This is a genomic window from Stenotrophomonas sp. YJH_SMC_123 (assembly GCF_059368215.1).
In genome coordinates, this window is the sequence record NZ_JCAFRM010000003.1 from 12,468 (window position 1) to 32,502 (window position 20,035).

Consider the following 20,035-nt stretch of genomic DNA (forward strand, 5'->3'; position numbering starts at 1 on the left):
CGGCGGTAGCTCAGACGTTCAGCAGTTCGCCGGCACCGGCTTCCAGCAGCATCTTCGCCACGCGCTGGCCCAGCGCCTCCGGATCCCGGGCCGGTCCCACCGCCTCGGCGCGCACCGCACGACCATCGCTGGCACTGCCGACCAGGCCCTGCAGGTGCAGGTCGTCGCCCTGCCACTGCGCGATGGCCGCCACCGGCACGTGGCAGCTGCCATGCAGCGCGCGGTTCATCGCCCGCTCGGCTTCCACGCAGGCGCGCGTAGCGGCGTCATCAAGCGTGGCGAACAGCGCCATCAGGCGCGTATTGCCACCGTCGCACTCCACCGCCACCGCGCCCTGCGCCGGTGCCGGCAGCCACTGCGGCGGCTGCAGGCGCGCGACGATGCGCCCGCCCAGGCCCAGGCGCTCCAGGCCGGCCACGGCCAGCACGATGGCGTCGTAACCACCATTGTCGAGCTTGGCCAGGCGGGTGTTGACGTTGCCGCGCAGGTCCAGCAATTCCAGATCCGGGCGCAGCGCGCGCAGCTGGGCCTGGCGGCGCAGCGATGAGGTGCCGACCCGCGCACCGATCGGCAGCGCGTCCAGCGAGGCGTACAGGTTGGAGACGAAACCATCGGCTGGATCGTGGCGGGTCAGCATCGCCGGCAGCGCGAAGGGTTCGTCCAGTTCCATCGGCACATCCTTCAGCGAGTGCACGGCGCAGTCGGCCTCACCGCGCAGCATGGCCAGCTCCAGCTCCTTCAGGAACAGGCCCTTGCCACCGATGGCGGCCAGCGAGCGGTCGAGCACCTCGTCACCGCGGGTGCTCATCGGCACCAGTTCCACATGCAGCCCGGGATGGGCCTGGCGCAGGCGGTTGGCGACGTGTTCGCTTTGCCAGAGGGCGAGCGGGCTCTTGCGGGTGGCGATGCGGACGGTTTCCATCCGGTCATTATCGCGCCTTCGGCGCGGATACGGCCAACGGCGGAGCCCCTCGTGGCTGGCGGAGGGGTCGTGAAAGCAACAGCCGCGCTTGGCCGGGCGGGGTGGGTTCGCGGGGGACGCCGTGAATCCGTCCGTGGAGGCTTGGCCGCGGCTTGCTCGTGTGCGCTGTCCTGCGCACACGGCAAGACCGGGGTTGGGCGTCCTGCCCAACCCGCCCGAGGCATGCCTCGGGCCCATGCCGCGGACACCCCCGCGAACCCACCCCGCCCGGCCTCTGACAGTTTCCGTGTGCGCCAGCCACGGAAGATCAAAAAAAGAGTGCAGAAGCAAAGGCAACAGCCGACGGCTTCCGGGGTCAGATCCCTTTTCCGCAGGAAAAGGGATCTGACCCCTCTTCCCCCACCCGATAACAACAATGCCTTTGCCGTCCGACGCGGGAAAAACGAGAGGGTTGGGCCGGGGTGGGGTGGCGGGACCGTTGGCGCCATGGATGGCGCCATCGAGCCCCCAGGGATGGGTCTACGGCGTGTCCCGCCACCCCACCCCGGCCCGACCCAGCACGTAAGAACAACGAGCCGGCCAACCTGCTGTTGATCTTGATGTTGATGTTGATCTGTAAGCAGTCGCGGCCGCAGGCCGCGCGGGACCACTCACAGATGCCGCAGTTCCTGCTTCAGCGTCGCCACACAGCGGCGGCTGACTTCCAGCGGCTGCCTGCCATGCCGCAGCACTGCCTGCACCTGCCCGCCGGAGCCGCGGCGCAGCTCCACCAGCTCGTGCCGCGCCACCAGGCAGTTGCGATGGATGCGGATGAAGCGGCTGGCGAACTCTTCCTCCAGCGACTTCAGCGATTCCTCGATCAGGTCCTCGCCGCGCGCGTGGTGCACCACCACGTACTTCTCTTCGGCCTGCAGGTAGTGGATGTCGTCCAGCGGAATCAGCCGCAGGCTGCCGCGCAGGCGTGCGCACAGTACGCTGCGTGCCTGCTGCCCGCTGTGCGCCTGCGGCTGGCCATCGCGACCGGCCAGGAACGTGCGTGCCCGTGCAATCGCCGCTGCCAGGCGTTCGGCGCGCACCGGCTTCATCAGGTAATCGATGGCTGCCGCTTCGAAGGCCGACAGCGCATGCGCATCGTAGGCAGTGCAGAACACCACCGCCGGCCGCGGTTCGAAGCTGGCCAGGTGGCGGGCTGCTTCCAGGCCGTCCAGCCCAGGCATTGCGATGTCCAGCAGGACCAGGTCCGGCTGCAGCTCCGCGCACGCGTGCAGGGCCTGCTCGCCGTTGCCGGCCTCGGCCACCACGTCCACGCCGTCCTGTGCGGCCAACAGGCTGCGCAGGCGCTCACGCGCCAGTGGTTCGTCATCGGCGATGACTACCCTCACGATCGTCCCCTCACTGGATCGGCACTGTCACCTGGCAGGCATAGTAGCCCTCGCTCCAGCCAGCCGTCATCCGCGCGGCACTGCCAAAGCGCCAGGCCAGCCGATGGCCGATGCTGTGCTGGGCATGGCCAGCCCCCCGCGCCAGGGCCAGCCCGGGCGCCTGCGGATCAGGCGCGGGATTGCGCACGCGGATCTGCAGATCGTTGCCCTCGCGCAGCAGCTGCAGCTCGATGGTGCCGCCCTCGGGCAGGCGCGAAATGCCATGCAGCACGGCGTTTTCCACCAGCGGCTGCAGTACCAGCCTTGGCAATGGCAGGTCCCACGGCAGCGGCTCGTCACGCTGCCAGCGCACCTGCAGGCGTTCGCCCAGGCGCAGCGATTCGATCGACAGGTAGCGCTCGGCCAGTTCGCATTCGTCGCGCAGGGTGGAATCGCCCTCACCTGCACCGAGCGCAGCACGGAACAGATCGGACAGGTCGAGCACGGCACGCTCGGCCACCGCCGGGTCCCGATGCAGCAGGCTGGCGATGAGGTTCATGCTGTTGAACAGGAAATGCGGGCGGATGCGCGCCTGCAGCGCATCGGCCTGGGCGCGTGCATTGGCCTGCACCTGCGCGGCCCAGCGGTCGCTGACATAGAAGTAGCGCAGCGCCAGCGCGGTGATCAGCGCGGTGGTGGCGGCGCTGCCGAGGGTGAAGCGCCAGAAGCTGATGCCGTTGGCGAAGCTGTCACCCAGCACCGCGTACAGCGCGTGCACGATGCCGGCGCAGACGACCGCGATCAGGGCCGCCAGTGCGATGGCAGCGACCGCCCCCATCACCTGCGGCAGCCTGGACAGCGCCTGCCGCAGCAGGCACAGGCTGGCGGTCACGGCCAGCGCCAGCCACAGCGCGAAGCCGCTGGCCGACAGCAGCTCGCCAACGGTCCAGTGGCGGCTGCCATCCGGCGCAAGCGCCAGCACCACCACCACCAGCTCGGCCAGGCCCAGCATCGCCGCCAGCCGCGGCAGGCGGCACAGTTCCGGCATCCACGGCGATGGGCTGGCCGGGGACATGGCTCAGGCCGCGCCCAGCCGTTCCTGGAGCCAGTCGCCCAGCGCCCGGATTTCCTCGGCACAGACCTGGTGGGCCATCGGGTAGCTGTGCCACGCCACGTCCAGGCCCAGCGTACGCAGCGCCTGTGCGCTGTGGGCCGCCACGGCCTGCGGAATCACCGGGTCGCCACTGCCATGGGCCATGAACACCGGCACCTGCACCGCGCCTTCAACGCGCGTGGCACTGTCGGCTTCGGGCAGATAGGTGGACAGGGCGATCAGGCCGGCCAGTGGCGCGGTGCGCGACAGCGCAGCAGTCAGGATGATCGCACCACCCTGCGAGAAGCCGGCCAGGAAGATCTTCTCCGCCGCGACGCCACGCTCGATCTCGCGCGCGATCAGCGCGTCCAGCTGCACCACCGATTCCTGCACGCCGGCCATGTCGGCACGCGACCGGAAGTCCATGCCGACGATGTCGTACCAGCCGCGCATGGGCACGCCGTTGTTGATCGTGATCGGCCGCACCGGTGCGTGCGGGAACACGAAGCGCAGCGCCGGCCAGTGCGGCCGCACCAGCTCCGGCACGATCGGCGCGAAATCATGGCCATCGGCGCCGAGGCCGTGCAGCCAGATCACCGACCACTGCGGCGAGGCGCCGGTTTCCTGTTCCACCGTTTGCAGCATGATGCGGCTCCTTCAAGTTCGAGCCGCATTATGCCGCTGGCGTGGGGCAATCAGTACAGCGGCGGTTGCTCGGCCGCTTCGCGCCGCAGCTGCGCGGCGCGGACCAGTACCGGTGGCGGGATGTTCTCTTCGGGAATGTCCAGCAGGCCCAGGCGATGCAGGAAGGCGCCCGGACCACGCGAGGAGGTCAGCGCCACCACCGGAATGGCCAATACCATGCCGATCACCACCGGCGCCATCCACGCCGCCAGCGACGGCGACACGGCCCAGGCCAGCACGCCCATGAAGGCGCCGAACACACCCAGGCCACCGTAGCCGCGGATCAGTGCCAGCCACGAGATGCCGCCGTCGTCACGCTGCTGCGCATCCCAGCCGGAATCGCGGCCGGACAACACTTCGGCCACGCCCCGCGACTGCACGTACATCACCACCGGCGCCATCAGCGCGGCCAGCACGGTTTCCACCAGCATCGACACGAAGGCACGGATCGCACCGCCGCAGCCACGGCGGTCGACCGGGTCCAGCAGCATCGCCAGGTAACCGAGCACCTTGGGCAGCAGCAGTACCGCCATCGTGGCGGCGAACAGGCGCAGCACCTGCTCTTCGTCCTGTGCGCGCCAGTACACGCTGGGCGACAGGTGCAGCAGGGCATTGAAGTCGATGCCCTCCTGGAACAGCGGGATGGCGATGCCGATCAGCATCAGCATTGCCCACATCGGTGCGGTGAAATAGTGGCCGATGCCGATCAGCATGTGCGTGCGGCTGATCCAGTGCAGGCCGCGGCTGCCCACGACCTTGCCGTGCTGCAGGTTGCCCTGGCACCAGCGGCGGTCGCGAACCAGCAGATCGGTCAGCGTCGGCGGGCCCTCTTCATAGCTGCCACCGAGGTAGGGCACCATGTGCGCAGCCCAGCCGCCACGACGCATCAACGCTGCTTCGACGAAGTCATGGCTGAGCACGTGGCCGCCGAACGGCTTGCGCCCCGGCAGCGCCGGCAGGCCGGCGTGGTCGGCGAAGGCGCGGGTACGGATGATGGCGTTGTGGCCCCAGTAGTTGCTCTCGGCGCCATGCCACCAGGCCACGCCACGGGCGATCACCGGCCCGTACACGCGGCCACCGAACTGCTGCATGCGTGCGAACAGGGTGCGGCCGCCGATCACCGACGGCAGGGTCTGGATCAGGCCGACGTCGGCGTTGTGCTCCATGCCGGCCACCAGGCGCACGATGCTGTCGCCGGTCATCAGGCTGTCGGCGTCGAGGATCAGCATCTGCGGGTAGGCACCGCCGAAGCGACGGACCCAGTCGGCGATGTTGCCGGCCTTGCGCCCGCTGTTGTCACCACGGCGACGGTAGAACAGGCGGGTCTGGCCGTCCGGCACCCGCTCGCGCAGCTCGCCGAACACCCGCTCCTCGGCAGCGGCGATGTCCTCGCGACGGGTATCGCTGAGCACGAAGAAATCGAATCGGCCGAGCTGGCCGGTGGCCGCCACCGACTCGTAGATCGCCTGCAGGCCCGCCAGCAGGCGGCGCGGGTCTTCGTTGTAGGTCGGCATCAGCAGCGCGGTGCGGCTGTGCACGGTCGGCAGCGGCTTGTCCGGGTCGATGCCGAGGCGATAGCCACGGTCGAACACGGCGGTCAGGAAGCCGGCCAGGGCGCTGGCGAAAGACAGCGCGATCCAGGCAAACAGGCCAACGAACAGCACCAGCAGGCAGGCTTCGAGCACGCTGATGCCATTGGCCGACAGCACCCGCCACATCATCCGCGTGGCCACGGCGGTCATGCCGAGCGTGCCACCGAAGATGTACAGCCGGCGCAGGCCGATCAGGCGCGGCGACGTGCGATGCCGCCGGACCTTCAGTGCACCTTCGCGCAGGGTCTGTTCGGGCATCTGCAACGGAGATTCAGCGGGCAGCAGCGCCCAGCCGGCGTCGAGCCGGGGCGTTTCTGCTTCCGCATGGATGGTCTGCACCCCCATCGCCGCCTACTCCGCGCCGTCGGCACGGCCGGCTATCCCGGCCGGGCTGCATGCACCAAGGTTCCCGGCGCGCTTTCCCGGCGCCCGCACTTGTCCAGACTGTGTCGGCTTCAGGCCGCACAGTCGATGTCTGTCACTACCGGAACCCACACGATCTCCAACGGGGCGGAATCGAAAATGCGGCCCAGTCTAGGGCGCTGAATGTAAGCCGGGTGCGAAGGCCTACGCCGGGATTTATCCCCATTCAGCAAATAGCAGGCGATCACGTCGGGGGATGGCCAGATGTCATTGCATCGCCCCGGGTACTGGATCGTATCAAACGCGAACGGTTATCATTTCATTAACCAGGCAGGTCACCGTCTTCCGCACGGCCGCGACCCACCCAGCTGCGCCGGTCCACACCGCGCGCACCGACGACCCACGGAAGGGTGGCTGCCTGCTGTCTGCCTGCGCCTGCTGCTTCCACCGGGTCACCCCACCTCCCATGGAAGCCGCCATGTCCCCATCGTCCCGTTCCCGTTCCGCGCGCCTGCCGCGCACCCGCCTGGCCCCTGCCCTGACCTCCGCCTGCCTGCTGGCCCTGCCAGGCCTGGCCGCTGCAGAGGCCGGCACCGATGCCTCCACCAAGGATCTGGATACCGTGGTGGTCACCGCCTCGGGCAGCCAGCAATGGATCAAGGATGCCCCGGCCAGCATCAGCGTGATCAGCCGTGAGGACATCGAGCGCCAGCCGGTTCCCGACCTGGCCACCCTGCTCAGCCGCGTGCCGGGCGTGACCGGCGGCCTCAGCGCCGTCGGCGAACAGTCCAAGATCAAGCTGCGCGGCATGCCGTCCAACTACACGCTGGTGCTGGTGGACGGCAAGCGCATGGGCAGCTCGGCCGCGACCAACTACCGCCCCGACCTCGGCCGCCAGGACCTGAACTGGATCTCGCCCGACCAGATCGAACGCATCGAAGTGGTGCGTGGGCCGATGTCCTCGCTGTACGGCTCCGACGCCATGGGCGGGGTGATCAACATCATCACCCGGCGCATCGGCGACGAATGGAACGGCAGCGCCACCCACAGCTACACCCGTCCCGGTGATGGCAAGCGCGGCGATACCCAGCAGATCGGCGCGACCTTCTCCGGCCCACTGGGCGAACGCTTCGGCCTGCGCATCGGTGCCAACAGCATGCGCCGTGATTCGGACCAGTCCAACCACGGTGTCTACGGCAATGCCTACGCCGGCGAGAAGGACCGCACTGTCGATGCGCTGCTGCAGTGGAAGCTGAGCGACGCACAGGAACTGTCGCTGGAAGCCGGCCATGGCGTGCAGCAGGCCTTCATCGATGCGTCGCTGGAAAAGCAGGACGAAGGCGCCTGGGGAGCCAGTGAGCTCAAGCGCAGCTCGCTGGCGCTCAACCACGATGGCACGTGGAGCTTCGGCACCTCCAGGCTCAGCGCGTACTGGACCGAATACAAGAACGACATCGGCGCCACCGGCCGCTCAGAGGCCACCGACACGATCATCGAAGGCAGCCTGACCACGCCGTTCACTCTGGGCGTTGAACACCAGTTTGCCGTGGGTGGGCAGTGGAAGCGCCAGGAACTGACCAACACCGATACCATCGGCCGCGCGCCGATCGACTACGCCGGCAACGCCGTCAGCGGCTCCAGCCTGGAAGTGGATACCTGGGCGCTGTTTGTCGAAGACGAACTGAAGCTGCACCGCACCCTGGCCCTGACCGTGGGCGCGCGCCTGGACCACCATGAGAAGTTCGGCGGCCACGTCAGCCCGCGTGCGTACCTGGTCTGGCATCCGGCCGAACAGTGGACCATCCGCGGTGGCGTCTCCAAGGGGTTCCGTGCGCCCAGCCTGACCGAGAACTCGGCCACCGCTGCCACCCAGTCCGGCGGCCGTGGCTGCACCTCGCTGATCCCGCTGGGTTATACCCGCGGCGGGTGCTACATGGCCGGCAACCCGGACCTGGATCCGGAAACCAGCACCAACCGCGAGATCGGCATCAGCTTCGACAATGACCTGATCGATGTTGGCGTGACCTACTTCCACACCGACTTCCGGAACAAGATCGAATACGCACCGCTGGGCCGCTTCAACGGCATCTGGTGGACGCGCATGAGCAACGTGCAGCGCGCGCGCACCAGCGGCATGGAAGGCAACTTCAACGTCCGCTTCGGTGAGCAGTGGCGCTGGCGCACCTCGGCGACCTGGATGAAGGAAGCCAGGAACCTGACCACCGGCCGCAACCTGATCGATACGCCGGAATTCTCCGGCTACTCGTCGCTGGACTGGTCGCCGAATACGGTGTTCTCCGGCAGCCTGTCGGCGCAGTACACCGGCAAGCAGACCGGCACCGCCACGACCTTCCTCAAGGCCTACACCCTGTATGACCTGACCGTCGCATGGAACGTCAACGAGGTGCTGACCCTGCGCGGTGGCGTCAGCAACCTGGCCGACAGGAAGCTGTATGCGGAAGGCTCCACCGACTACTTCGTCGCCGGGCGCAGCTACTTCCTCAGCATGACCGCGCGCTTCTGACCGGCGGCACGCGCCGTGATCGCGCTGGCGACATGCCAGCGCGATCGACGGTATTGCGGGTTACTCGCTTTCCAGCGCGGCCGGTGCCGCGTCCCGCGTGGCGGCCGTGCGCGCACGGTCCATCGCCACCGCCAGTTGCTGGCGTGCGAGCAGTTGTTGTGCCTGCACCACTTCAGGTGTCGGCAGGAGCACCGGTCCCGGTGCGTTTTCCGGTGTAGCAGGTGTGGTCATGCAACCTCCATGGACATCCCGCCGCCGCACGGGTCCAACCGGGGCGGCAGCGGAACTGCGCACCCTATCCTAAAAACAAGGCGGGCGGGTGACGGTGCGGCACCCGGCCGCAGCCTGTGGAACACGGCACGCGTCACATTTTTGACGGCAGCCCTTGGATCCTGAATAGGACTTGCCTTATCATGAAAACGTTTTCTCACAGGGATGTTTCCCCCAAATGAATACCACTGACCTGTCCCAGTTCAGCCCGAAGTGGCAGTTCCGCTTCAACTTCTTCCGCCAGCATGGCGCGCCCAAGAATCCCGGTTTCAAGCAGGCCTGGAAGGCGCTGTCGTTCGGTGACCGCCTGAAGATCAACCTGAACTTCTTCGCGTTGTTCTTCGGTGCGATCTACCTGTTGATCCTGGGCATGTGGCGCAAGGCGCTGGTGGTCATCGGCATCAACATCGCGCTGGCCATCGTCAGCATGTTCCTTCCCGACGTCGTCGGGCGCATGCTGTTCATCGCGATGAATCTGCTGGTCGCCTCCAGCACCAACTACAGCTACTACCTGGAGAAGGTGGAAGGTCGCACCAGCTGGAACCCGTTTGAAGGAATGTTCTAAGCCATCAGACCGGCGCAGGGATGCGCGGCAAGGACGCAACCGACGCCCGGCCCCCGCCGGGCGTCTTCATTTGCGCGATCAGGCCGCGCGGCGTGCCACGGCCGCCGGCTCGGCCTGCAGGCGGAAGCGCGACACCGCCACCGCCAGCTGCTCGGCCTGCTCCTCCATCGCGCGCGCGGCGGCACTGGCTTCCTCCACCAGCGCGGCGTTCTGCTGGGTGGTTTCGTCCATCTGCACCACAGTCTGGTTGACCTGCTCGATGCCGGCCGATTGTTCGCGCGACGCGGCCGAGATCTCGGCCATGATCTCGTTGACCCGACCGACCTGACCGACGATGTCCTGCATGGTGCGCCCCGCGCCGTGCACCAGCTGCGCACCGGCACCGACCTGGGCCACCGAGGCGTCGATCAGCTCCTTGATCTCCTTCGCAGCACCCGCCGAACGCTGCGCCAACGCGCGCACTTCACTGGCAACCACGGCGAAGCCACGGCCCTGCTCACCGGCGCGCGCCGCTTCCACTGCTGCGTTCAACGCCAGGATGTTGGTCTGGAACGCAATCCCATCGATCACCGAGATGATCTCGGCGATGCGCTGCGAAGACGCCTCGATCTGCTCCATGGTGTGCACCACCTGGCTGACCACCTGGCCGCCTTCGCTGGCCACGCCCGCCGCGGAACCGGCCAGCGCGTTGGCCTGCAGCGCGTGGTCGGCGTTCTGGCGCACGGTGGAGGTCAGTTCTTCCATCGACGCGGCGGTTTCTTCCAGGTTGGCAGCCTGCTGTTCGGTACGGCGCGACAGGTCGCTGTTGCCGGCAGCGATCTCACCGGCGGCCAGGCGGATGCTGGCTGCCGACTGCTGGATCTGGCCGACGATCTGGGTCAGGTGCTGCACGGTGCTGTTGGCATCGTCGCGCATCACCGCAAACACCCCATGGAAGTCACCCTGCATGCGGGTACTGAGGTCACCGCCGGCGATCGCGCGCAGCAGCGTCGACAGTGCGGCCAGGTTGTGGTCGCTGACTTCCATCATGGTGTTGAGGGTCTCCACCATGCGGCGGAAATCGTGGTCGAAGCGCAGTGCATCACCGCGCACGGCGAAGTCACCGGCGGCGGCCGCAGCGGCAAGCTGCTGGATCTGCTCGTTGATCGCGGCCAGGTTGCGCTTGGTGGTCGCCATCGCAGCGGTGAACACCGCCTTCTCGCCCGGCAGTGCTTCCATGTCCACGCTGAGGTCGCCGACGGCATAGCGCTGCATCACTTCAACCAGGCGCTGGGTGACCGCGTTGCTGGAGGCCACCAGCTGGTTGCTGTCGGCCACCATGCGGCCGTACTCGCCCGGGAACGCCGCGGCATCCATACGGTAGCTGAGTTCACCGGCATCGTGGCGGCGCGCCATTTCGGCCTGCGCAGCCATCACCGCCTGCAGCTGGCCGCGCATGCCCTGCATCGCGTCCAGCAGGCGCCCCACTTCGTCGTTGCTGCGCGCCGGCAGGGTGCTGTCCAGCTTGCCGGCGGCGACGTCACCGGCCACGCGCACCGCTTCGGCCAGCGGGCGGATCGCCAGGCGGCGCAGCAGTATGTAGACACCGGCGCTGAGGGTCAGCGCGGCGATCACGCCGACCAGCAGGGTCAGCCACAGCAGCTGGCGCGCTTCGGCCACGATTACCGCATGCGGCATCACCACGCCCAGCGCGAAGCGCTGCGGGGCATCGCCCACGCGCAGCGGCACATACACGCGCACGTTGCCGGCCGCATCGGGGCTGAAGGCCTCGAAGGGGCGGTCGGCGGCGATCTCGGCCAGCATGCTGCGGGTCAGTGCATCGTTGCGAGGCTTGCCGATTTCGGCGGCATTGGCCGAGGCCAGCACCACGCCCTTCGGCGACAGCAGTTCGACGCGGCCGGCCCCCATCGGCTTCAGCGTGGCCAGGTGCTTCTGCAACGCTGCCAGCGAGAAGTCGACGGTGAAGACACCGAGGAACCTGTCGTTCTCGATGATCGGCGTGCTCAGCGTACTCATCAGCACCTGCTGCCCGGCGATGTCATAGGCATACGGTTCGCTCACTTTCGGCAGCTTGTCGCGGCTGGGCACCATGTACCAGTCACCGGAACCGCTGGCGGTCTCGGTGTAATCGGTCATCACCGACTGCTGCGGCTTGCCCTCCTGCCAGGCCCAGTAGCTCATGTAGCGGCCGGTGGCATCGTGCGCCTCGGTGTTGACGAACTCGGCATCCTTGCCGTCGAAGGCATCGGGCTCCCACATGGTGCTCTTGCCCAGCCATTCGGGATGGGCGCGCAGCTGCTCGCCCAGCACCGCCGCCAGACTGGCGCGGTCGGGCACGTCACCACGGGCGCGCTGGGCCAGCACGCTTTCAACCATGGCATCGTTGCTGGCAAAGGCGGTGCCCAGATCGGCCGCCACCTGGCGCGCCTCAGCGGTCGCCTCGCTGGTCATGGTCTGGCGTGAGGCGCTGATCAGGCTGGCGCTGGCCTGGCGATAGATCAGGAACGCGGTCAGGCCGAAGCACAGCAGCGCGATCGCGGCGGTGCCCAGCATCAGCTTGTGGGCGATGCTGCCCGGGCGGCGGGCAGCGGCGGAACGGGAAGAAGGCATGGGAGGGTCCGCAAGGCAGTTCAGGACGACCGGCACCACGAAGGCACCGCGCAGGCGCGCGATCCGTCGCGCAGGCCACCGGCCGCCGGGCGGGCCCGGCGCTGGAAGCGCACCGGGTTAGCGGCCGCCCGCCAACGAGGTTGAGGCGACCGGCCTGCACATTCCTGAATCTGCTCAGGGTCGGGTCAGCCACCCGTCCGTCGCGATGGCCTCACTCGGCCACGCGGTCCTTGATCCACTGCGCGCGCGGCAGTACCTCGATGCTGCCGACGGCATACTGCTGCAGCACGTCGTCCGGCCCGAAGCACGGTTGCCAGCCCAGCTCACTGCGCAGGCGGGCACTGTCGTAGACACGGTCGATGCTCAATGGCAGCGGCCAGCCACGGCGTTCGAACTCGGCCAGCAGCTGCGGCGCGCGACGGGCCAGCACGCTGCGCGGGTGGGTGGCCAGTTCCAGGCAGTCCTCGCGCCGGAACGGCGTCGGTGCGCAGGCGAGATAGCGGGCGAATCGGGCGCCTTCGTCGAGCAGCAGTGCAGCGTGTGCGCTGGCCACATCGCGGGCGTCGATGCCGCGATGCAGGCGGAACATCGCCATGCGCTCGGGCGGTTCCGGGAAGCACCGGCCCATGCGCAGCACGCGAACGCTGAAGCCCGGCGTGGCGGCAGCTTCAGCCAGGGTCTCGGCCTGCAGCTTGGTGCGATGGTAGATCGTGCGCGGCAGTGGCTCGGTGTCTTCGTCGATCCAACGGCAGCCACCGGCTACCACGGCATGGCCGTACAGCGCGGTGGTGCTGGTCAGCACGAAACGCCGTGCGCCGGCTTCGCGTGCGGCCTGCAGCAGGTGCGCGGTTGCCTCCACGTTGATCTGCTGGAATACCGCGTCCGGCACCAGGCCGACATGCGGAGCATGCAGGGCCGCGGTATGGATGACCGCGTCCACGCCCTGCACCGCACGCGTGACCGCCTGGCGATCGGTGACATCGGCAATGATGCGCGTGGTGGCGAACGGGCTGCGGTCCAGCCCCACCACTTCGTGGGCGGCCGCCAACGCACCGAAGATCGCGCGCCCGATGCGCCCGGAACTGCCGGTCAACAGAATCTTCATTGAGTCCATTCACTCGAAGCGCCCGGGAACTACCGGGATGCTTCGATTCTAGGCATGCATTCGCGCATCTGCGATAGGACAGCCATGCAATCGTGCGTTCATCTTGACGACCTCGCAGGCGCCAGCAGTTGCCGCGCGATGAACAGCGGATCGTCGCCGCCGGCCACATCAGGCCTCACGCCGGTGCCTTCCCAATTGCCGCCGGTGCGCAGATTGATCGGTTGCCGGTCGGGAATGCTGATCTGATAGCCATCGGGCAGCAGCACAGGATCACCAAACATATGCGCGGCACCGCCACTGCGCGTGCCGACAATGCGCGCGCGGCCCAGGGCCTGCAGCGAATAGGCGACGAACTCGGCCGCCGAACCGGTACGCCGGTCGATCAGCACCACCAGCGGCTTCAGGTACACAGGCAGGCTGGCAGGCGGCAGCGGTACCGGCGTGCGCCGGCCACGCTGGTCCAGCTGCTGCACCGCGCCGATCTTCGCGTCCAGCAGCGTGCGCACCAGCAGGTCGGCACTTGCATCGTCGCCGCCCCCGTTCTGGCGCAGATCCAGCACCAGGCCGTCGGTGTCGGCCAGCAGCGTGAAGGCCGCAGCGAACTTCGGGCGCGCCAGATCCAGCGGATAGAAGGTACTCAGCCGCAGGTAGCCAACGTTGCCTTCCAGCACCCGCACCTCGCGCACACCGGCACCATTGCTGCGGGCATCGGCACGCCAGGCCATCAACCAGTCGTCCTGGCCGGCAGCTGCGTCCACGCGCTCAACGTGGAAGTGGCCATCGAACATGTCCAGGTCCTGGTTCAGGCGTGCGCTGAACCCAGCAGGATCCGAACAGCTGTCCGCATAGCGCTGCTGCGCCGACCAGCTGCGCAGGGCATCGGCGATGCGGGCGGCCTCCGCCTCGTCCAGGTACTGCGCCTGCACGGCGCTGGCGGCCGCCTGCAGCACCGCATCCTGCGCCGGGCAGGCCGTCGCCAGCAGCGCGCCGAGCATCCAGGAGACCGCCATCATCCACCCCGCATTGAGGATATATAAGCGCTTATATATCATCCCACTCATGGATCTCCAACACGCCACACTGGGTACCCTGCTGCGCGCACTGCTCGACCAGCTGGACCCGGCCGTCGAGCAGGCCTACCGGCACCTGCAACTGGACTACCGGCCGCGCTACACGCCGGTGCTGCGCACGCTGATGGCGCAGGGCCCCTGCCGGATCAAGGACCTCGCGCTGGCCTGCGGGCTCAGCCATTCGGCGCTCAGCCAGACCGTGGCGGCGATGGTGCGCGATGGTTGGCTGCACACTGCCAATGGTGACGACGGGCGCGAACGCATCCTGCAGTTGAGCCCGCGCGCGCAGCGCGCGATGCCTGTGCTGCAGGCGCAATGGCAGGCCACCGCAGTGGCGGCACGCAGCCTCGATGCCGATCTGGGGCAGTCGTTGGAGCAGGTGCTGCGCAAAGCACTGGTGGCGCTCGAACAACGGCCCTTCGCACAGCGCCTGCAGGACGCCCGCCGGCGCTGAGGCGTTACTGCTCTGCAGCCATCTCGATCTCGCTGAGGAAGGTCCAGCTGCCGTTGGCCACGCGCAGCTCCAGCGTGCGGCATTGCGCAGCCAGGGGGGCTGCATTGCCGAGCACGTACTCCTCTTCGGTCGAGCCCATCACGCCGGACTGGGTGAAGGGTGCCGACAGCGTGCCGATGGTTACGGCGGCAGTTCCGGGCTCGGCGCACATCACCTCCACCGAAGTCGGCGTGACGATGCCCCAGGCCGGGCGGGTCATCGTATGCAGGCCGATCCAGTCCACCCGTCGGCGCTGGCCCAGGTCGATGGTGATGCTGACGTTGCCGTGCACGCCTACCCAGCCCGCGTCCATCGGATTGCGCGGGTCGCCTACCCGGCGGTCGAACAGCTCATGGCCGCTGCCGTCGGGATAGCTGGTCGCCGGCGCCACGCTGTAGTGATAGGTGGTCTGCACCGGATCGACGATGTACGAGGCACCCAACCCGTACAACCCGCGATAGGTGTTCATCATCCGCGGCGCCTCGCCGTAGCCCTGGCCGGGGCCGACCACTTCGGACATGTGGTACTGGTTGAGCCAGGCAACGCGCTTGCCAGCCGAACGCGCGCTCCACAATTGCTGGTTGATGCGCTGCACCGACGCCGACCGGTATGCACCGGACAGGCCGTTACCGGCATCAAGGAACAGCGGGCTGCCATGGTTGAACAGCTCGATGTCGGCCCACACCGCGCTGGCGCCCAGCTGCGCCGACAACGCCTGGTAGTACTGCTCGGTGGAATAGCCCGGTCGATCCCACTGGAACAGTTTCGCGTGCGACGCCGCGCCGATGCCGTCCTGCCAGATCTGCACGTCGACCCCCGTGGCAGAGCGAAACCGTAGCGCAGCACTGGCCACGCTGGCCGGGTCGACGCTGGAGGATGCCAGATAGGGCGCCACCATCACCGGCCTGGATGGCGTCGCCGCTTTCAGTGTGGAAACGATTGAACGATAGAACGACGCACGCTCGGCCGGTACCTGCGCGGGCTCATCGGTGATGTACCAGCCGGCGAATGCCGGATGCATCGCGTACTGCTGGGCCAGCTGCGCCATCGACTGCGCTGCGTCCTGCGCCACCGCTGCAGCGTTCGAGCCCTGCCAGAACGCCGCACACTGGCCCGAACTGTAGGTGGTGCCGACCACGACCTTCATCCCACGCGCTGCGGCCGCGTCCAGCACCGTGCCCAGCTTGGCCGGGAAGCCGGCGATCCATTCGAAATCCTGCGCGCTGCTGGCGCAGCCCACGCCGGCACGGGTGGCGCGGGTCTGGCCGATGATGAGCGTGTCGTTGCCCAGGTCCCGCAGTTCGTCGAGGAACAGCGGCAGCTGCGCCGCTGGCAGCTGCTCATCGGTGGACGAGTAACCGAAGTGAACGAAACTGCCGCTCAGCAGCGCAGTGTCCGCATGGGCCGGTGCAGCGCAGGCCAGCAGTACAAGCCATCCGAATCTGTTCACGGCGTCCTTTCCTGTCTGGGCGGTCATCCGCCATGCCGGTCCATCCTAGCCAAGCGGCGCTCATCGCGCAGCGGCGTAGTTGCGCCGTGAAAGCCGGTGCGGCGTGGCGTGAGGGCAGCACCGCCGGTGCGGACACTGCCTTAGCCGGGCACACGCAAGGATGAGCTCCCTTCCATGCACCGGGAGCCTTCACATGGCTGACCAGCATCACGGCACCTCCCATCGTGGCTTCGCTTCGATGGACCGGGACAAGCAGCGCGCGATCGCCGCAAAGGGTGGACGCGCCGCGCATGCGTCCGGCAATGCACATGAGTTCAGCCCGGCCGAGGCACGCGTGGCAGGCCGCAAGGGCGGCGAGGCGATCAGCCGCAATCGCCAGCACATGGCAGCGATCGGCCGCGAAGGCGGGCACGCGCGCCACGCCAATGCACGGCAACAGCGGCAGCACGCGGCCGAACCCGCGCCGACGAAGGAAGGGCCGCAACGCCAGCAGGGCTGACCGCAGCGTGCTCAGGCGCGCCTGCACTGGCGGTACAGGGCGAGCGCCGCCAACAGGGCCAGCACGCCGGCGACAGCCATCGCCCAGCCGAAACCGCTGGCCATCGCGCCGCGGTACCAGGCCAGTATCTGCGTCCCCGGCAGCAGTGAAGACGGCTGCAGGATCAGCGTGCGCGCCTGTGCGGCCACTGCGGGCTGCCCTGCCGCCTGCGCGGTCGCAGTGAACTGGCATACCGCGCGCAGGCCCATCAGGCTGCCCAGCAGCGCGATGCCAAGGCTCATGCCCGCCTGGCGCAGCGCGTTCATCGTGGCCGACGCAATGCCGGCACGCTCGGCCGGTACGCATGACATCACCGCCATGCCGGTCGCAGGTACCGCCAGTCCCATGCCAGTGCCGAGCAGCATCAGCAGTGCGCTGGCCTGGCCGTGCGCTGTAGTCGGCTCGAACGTGGCAATCGCACACAGCGCCATGCCTGTCATTGCATAGCCCGTCACCAGCGCGGCATGCAGCCCGAACCACGCCGCCAGACGGCCGAACAGCAGCGACACCACCGCCATCAGCACGAACTGCGGTACCAGCTGCGCACCGGCCTGCGCAGCCCCATGTCCCTGCGCCTGCTGGAAGAACAGCGACAGGAAGAACAGGCTCGCATAAGCGGTGAATCCAAGCACGAACGAGGCCAGGTTGAGCATGCCGAAACCCGGCTTCGCCAACAGGTCCAGCGGCAGCAGCGGCCGCGCCACGCGGCGCTCGACCCACGCAAACAGCGCCAGGCCGGATGCTGCGATGCCGAGCGCCAGCAGGGTTGAAGGTGCCAGCAGGCCGTGCTCGCCGATCGCGATCAGGCCGTAACTGAGTGCACCCAGCGCGACGATGCTGAGCAGCTGCCCGGCCGGGTCCAGCGCGGCGTGCTGCGGATGCCGTCGCTCTGGAATGCCCCAGGCCCCCAGCGCGAGTGCAAGCAGGCCCAGCGGCAGGTTGATCAGGAAGATGCTGGGCCAACCTGCGCGCTGCACCAGTTCGCCTCCCAGCAGCGGCCCCAGCACCAGCGCCAGCGCGCTGAACGCCGACCAGCCCCCGATCGCGCGTGCACGCTGGCGCGGATCAGGGAATGCATGGCTGAGGATCGGCATCGCACTCGGGATCAGCAGGGCGCCGGCCACCCCCTGCACCGCCCGCCCCGCCACCAGTGCGGAAAGACTGCCTGCGCAGGCACACAGCAGCGAGCCCACGGTGAAGGTCGCCACGCTGAGCAGCCACATGCGGCGGTGGCCATAGCGGTCACCCAGCGGCCCCGCCGACAGCATCATTGCGGACAGGGCGATGGCATAGGCGTTGATCACCCACTGCAGCCCGGCCATGTCGGTGTGCAGTGCCTGCTGCAGCGTCGGCAGCGCGACGTTGACGATACTGATGTCCAGCGAGGCGAGGAAGGTGCCCAGGTAGGCCGCCAGCACCAGGGCCGGCCGTCGGAAGCGTTGCATGTGCGGATGCCGGGAGGGAGCGTGCGCGCATCGTAGTTTGCTGACTGACCGTCAGTCAATGACCAGCGGTCAGTCATTGCCGGAGGAAGCTAGAATGGCGACCGTCGCACCCGGACCCCGCCCCATGCAGATTCCCGCAGTCGCCAGGCCCCGCACCAAACCCGCTGAAACCCGCCAGGAAGAGCTGATGGACGCCGCGCAGGCGCTGTTCCTGTCACAGGGCGTGGAAGCGACCACCATCAGTGACATCGTGGCCGCCGCCGACGTGGCCAAGGGCACGTTCTATACCTACTTCGCCTCGCGCACCGAGATCCTGCAGGCGCTGGCGCAGCGCTACACGCTGCAGTTCATGGCCGAGGTCGACCATGCCGTTCAGCAGCAGCCTGCCCACGATGGCGTGGCGCGACTGCGCGCCTGGATCCGCGCCAACATCGAGACCTATGTGCGCACGCACGCACTGCACGACGTCGTCTACGCCAACCATCACCACCACCAGCGCGGCAATGCCGAGCGCAACGCCATCCAGCAGCAGCTGCTCGACATCCTCGAGGCGGGCACCCGTGCAGGCCTGTGGCAGCTGCCGGCACCGCAGGTCACGGCCTCGCTGATCTATGCCGGCGTACACGGCGCCACCGATGACCTGATCGCTGCACCCACGCAGGACGCCGACACCTTCATTGCGGCGGTGGTGGCCGATTGCCTGCGCATGGTCGGCGTGTCGCCGGCGCCGAAGCGTGGCGGCACCCGTCGCTGAAGCGCCCGCCGTCGCTCAGGCGTGGGCGAGGATGTTCAACAACCGGCCGAACGGGTCGCGGACGAAGAAGCGCCGCACGCCCCAGGGCTCGTCGGCCGGGCCATAGTCCAGCGCGATGCCAGCCGCGTGCATGCGTTCCAGCACCTCCTGCAGGTTGTCCACTTCGATAGACAGGTCCGGCACCGGTGCGCCGGAACCCCCTTCGCTGGCGAAGCTGACCTGCGCCAGCGCACTGCCCTGCCCGCCATGGGTGACGATCCAGCCATGGTCCATCACCACCGGCATGCCGAGCAGCTCGCCATAGAATGCAGCGGCGCGGGCGGGATCAGACGTGGCGATGTTGGCGACGACACGCATGACGGCCATGTTCCACTCCACCAGGAAGAATGCGCCGAGAGTGCCCGACCCTGCGCACAAACAGAAGAGCCCCGTCATGGACGGGGCCCGTCATCAGCCGATCATGGCTGGGCTTACACCGCGCCGCAGCGCTCCATGACGCATCGATCGTATTCGTACTGGCATTCCATGGCATCACCCCCACCGGCTACACACGCCTGGTAGGCCTTCCAGCAGGGAAAATCGCAGGGCTGGACCGGTCCGGCCACGGCCACCGACCCACTACAGGCCAACGCGAACACAGCACCGGCGATCACTTTCCTGAAAGTACGCATCGACATCACTCCTTGATAAGCCTGGTGAGCCCAGGCCGGGCAACCTTAGCGCTGCACACGGGACGTTGGGTGAAGGCGGATGCGGCTGGACTCAGTGTTGCAGCATTCCCAGGACACGCAGTTGCCCGGCCAGCTCATCACTGTTGCGCCACGGCAGGATCGGCGAATTGCCGCGCTCGTCCGGCGGGGTGTCCGGCAGCGCGTCGGACCCGCCACCTGCCCCTGCAAGCGGCAGCAGCGGCCGCTTGTGCAGCCAAACCTCCGAGATCGTGCAGGCGCGCCCACCGCTGACGATGCAGGCATCACCGGCAAGGGCCATGATCAGGTTGCGCGCATCCCCCATGCCACAGGGCACCACCACCGTGGCCGGCCAGTCGGCCGGCGGCATGCTGCCTTCCGGGATGACGCTGGGCACCTGGCCACCAGCTGCGCGCTCGAACGCGTCGCTGCCAGGATCGGCATCGCCCAATATCGCCAACGGTGGTTTACGGAATGCGGTACGCATGGGCGGTTCCGAAGCCTCGG

19 protein-coding genes are annotated in these 20,035 nt (G+C 68.0%); 5 read left to right on the plus strand and 14 right to left on the minus strand.

What is annotated here, in order from left to right:
* Window positions 1–10: 10 nt before the first annotated feature.
* From hemC to mdoH, 5 genes are all read right to left on the minus strand, one after another.
* A complete protein-coding gene (hemC, locus tag AC5P5W_RS08160) occupies window positions 11–922 on the minus strand; it encodes a hydroxymethylbilane synthase (protein WP_014648510.1) in 912 nt (303 codons plus the stop codon).
* Window positions 923–1,572: 650 nt separating this feature from the next.
* A complete protein-coding gene (locus AC5P5W_RS08165; protein WP_014648511.1) occupies window positions 1,573–2,304 on the minus strand; it encodes a LytR/AlgR family response regulator transcription factor in 732 nt (243 codons plus the stop codon).
* Window positions 2,305–2,314: 10 nt separating this feature from the next.
* On the minus strand, window positions 2,315–3,358 hold the full coding sequence (locus AC5P5W_RS08170; protein ID WP_185741895.1) for a sensor histidine kinase: 1,044 nt from the start codon (window positions 3,356–3,358) through the stop codon (window positions 2,315–2,317).
* A 3-nt stretch (window positions 3,359–3,361) separates the two neighbouring features.
* The gene (locus AC5P5W_RS08175; RefSeq protein WP_197575529.1) at window positions 3,362–4,021 is read right to left on the minus strand and encodes a dienelactone hydrolase family protein; all 660 of its coding nucleotides are present in this window, start codon (window positions 4,019–4,021) and stop codon (window positions 3,362–3,364) included.
* Window positions 4,022–4,071: 50 nt separating this feature from the next.
* Entirely contained in the window at window positions 4,072–5,997 is a 1,926-nt protein-coding gene (gene mdoH, locus AC5P5W_RS08180; RefSeq protein ID WP_197575528.1) for a glucans biosynthesis glucosyltransferase MdoH, read from the minus strand.
* Between the two features lie 496 nt (window positions 5,998–6,493).
* Between mdoH and AC5P5W_RS08185 the strand changes: the two genes are divergently transcribed.
* A complete protein-coding gene (locus AC5P5W_RS08185) occupies window positions 6,494–8,539 on the plus strand; it encodes a TonB-dependent receptor domain-containing protein (protein WP_197575527.1) in 2,046 nt (681 codons plus the stop codon).
* Window positions 8,540–8,599: 60 nt separating this feature from the next.
* Here the strand turns inward: AC5P5W_RS08185 and AC5P5W_RS08190 are convergent, their stop codons facing one another.
* The gene (locus AC5P5W_RS08190) at window positions 8,600–8,770 is read right to left on the minus strand and encodes a hypothetical protein (RefSeq protein ID WP_005419553.1); all 171 of its coding nucleotides are present in this window, start codon (window positions 8,768–8,770) and stop codon (window positions 8,600–8,602) included.
* Between the two features lie 217 nt (window positions 8,771–8,987).
* Between AC5P5W_RS08190 and AC5P5W_RS08195 the strand changes: the two genes are divergently transcribed.
* The gene (locus tag AC5P5W_RS08195; RefSeq protein ID WP_142235139.1) at window positions 8,988–9,374 is read left to right on the plus strand and encodes a DUF2628 domain-containing protein; all 387 of its coding nucleotides are present in this window, start codon (window positions 8,988–8,990) and stop codon (window positions 9,372–9,374) included.
* Window positions 9,375–9,452: 78 nt separating this feature from the next.
* Here the strand turns inward: AC5P5W_RS08195 and AC5P5W_RS08200 are convergent, their stop codons facing one another.
* The 3 genes from AC5P5W_RS08200 to AC5P5W_RS08210 all read right to left on the minus strand — a co-directional run bounded on the left by AC5P5W_RS08200 (window position 9,453) and on the right by AC5P5W_RS08210 (window position 14,099).
* Window positions 9,453–11,984: a methyl-accepting chemotaxis protein gene (locus AC5P5W_RS08200; protein WP_100450657.1), complete on the minus strand. Its 2,532-nt coding sequence runs from the start codon at window positions 11,982–11,984 to the stop codon at window positions 9,453–9,455.
* Between the two features lie 211 nt (window positions 11,985–12,195).
* Window positions 12,196–13,089 carry an NAD-dependent epimerase/dehydratase family protein gene (locus AC5P5W_RS08205; protein WP_014648518.1) on the minus strand — a complete coding sequence of 298 codons (894 nt, stop codon included), beginning with the start codon at window positions 13,087–13,089 and terminating at the stop codon, window positions 12,196–12,198.
* A gap of 98 nt (window positions 13,090–13,187) precedes the next feature.
* On the minus strand, window positions 13,188–14,099 hold the full coding sequence (locus AC5P5W_RS08210; RefSeq protein WP_180835866.1) for a S41 family peptidase: 912 nt from the start codon (window positions 14,097–14,099) through the stop codon (window positions 13,188–13,190).
* A gap of 49 nt (window positions 14,100–14,148) precedes the next feature.
* Between AC5P5W_RS08210 and AC5P5W_RS08215 the strand changes: the two genes are divergently transcribed.
* Window positions 14,149–14,613, plus strand: coding sequence for a MarR family winged helix-turn-helix transcriptional regulator (locus tag AC5P5W_RS08215; RefSeq protein ID WP_014648520.1), 465 nt, complete (start codon window positions 14,149–14,151; stop codon window positions 14,611–14,613).
* A 4-nt stretch (window positions 14,614–14,617) separates the two neighbouring features.
* Here AC5P5W_RS08215 and AC5P5W_RS08220 read toward each other — a convergent pair whose 3' ends face one another.
* Window positions 14,618–16,102: a DUF4434 domain-containing protein gene (locus AC5P5W_RS08220; RefSeq protein ID WP_142235136.1), complete on the minus strand. Its 1,485-nt coding sequence runs from the start codon at window positions 16,100–16,102 to the stop codon at window positions 14,618–14,620.
* Between the two features lie 193 nt (window positions 16,103–16,295).
* Between AC5P5W_RS08220 and AC5P5W_RS08225 the strand changes: the two genes are divergently transcribed.
* Window positions 16,296–16,601, plus strand: coding sequence for a KGG domain-containing protein (locus tag AC5P5W_RS08225; RefSeq protein ID WP_046432675.1), 306 nt, complete (start codon window positions 16,296–16,298; stop codon window positions 16,599–16,601).
* Between the two features lie 11 nt (window positions 16,602–16,612).
* Here the strand turns inward: AC5P5W_RS08225 and AC5P5W_RS08230 are convergent, their stop codons facing one another.
* A complete protein-coding gene (locus tag AC5P5W_RS08230) occupies window positions 16,613–18,085 on the minus strand; it encodes a DHA2 family efflux MFS transporter permease subunit (RefSeq protein ID WP_197574307.1) in 1,473 nt (490 codons plus the stop codon).
* 124 nt (window positions 18,086–18,209) lie between these two features.
* Here AC5P5W_RS08230 and AC5P5W_RS08235 point away from each other — a divergent pair, with 124 nt between their 5' ends.
* On the plus strand, window positions 18,210–18,839 hold the full coding sequence (locus AC5P5W_RS08235) for a TetR family transcriptional regulator (RefSeq protein WP_197574306.1): 630 nt from the start codon (window positions 18,210–18,212) through the stop codon (window positions 18,837–18,839).
* Window positions 18,840–18,854: 15 nt separating this feature from the next.
* Here AC5P5W_RS08235 and AC5P5W_RS08240 read toward each other — a convergent pair whose 3' ends face one another.
* From AC5P5W_RS08240 to AC5P5W_RS08250, 3 genes are all read right to left on the minus strand, one after another.
* Window positions 18,855–19,205, minus strand: a complete 351-nt coding sequence (locus AC5P5W_RS08240) for a VOC family protein (protein WP_032958352.1) — start codon at window positions 19,203–19,205, stop codon at window positions 18,855–18,857.
* 104 nt (window positions 19,206–19,309) lie between these two features.
* A complete protein-coding gene (locus AC5P5W_RS08245; RefSeq protein ID WP_032958391.1) occupies window positions 19,310–19,510 on the minus strand; it encodes a hypothetical protein in 201 nt (66 codons plus the stop codon).
* A gap of 91 nt (window positions 19,511–19,601) precedes the next feature.
* A complete protein-coding gene (locus AC5P5W_RS08250; protein WP_111206677.1) occupies window positions 19,602–20,015 on the minus strand; it encodes an SLOG cluster 4 domain-containing protein in 414 nt (137 codons plus the stop codon).
* Window positions 20,016–20,035: the final 20 nt, after the last annotated feature.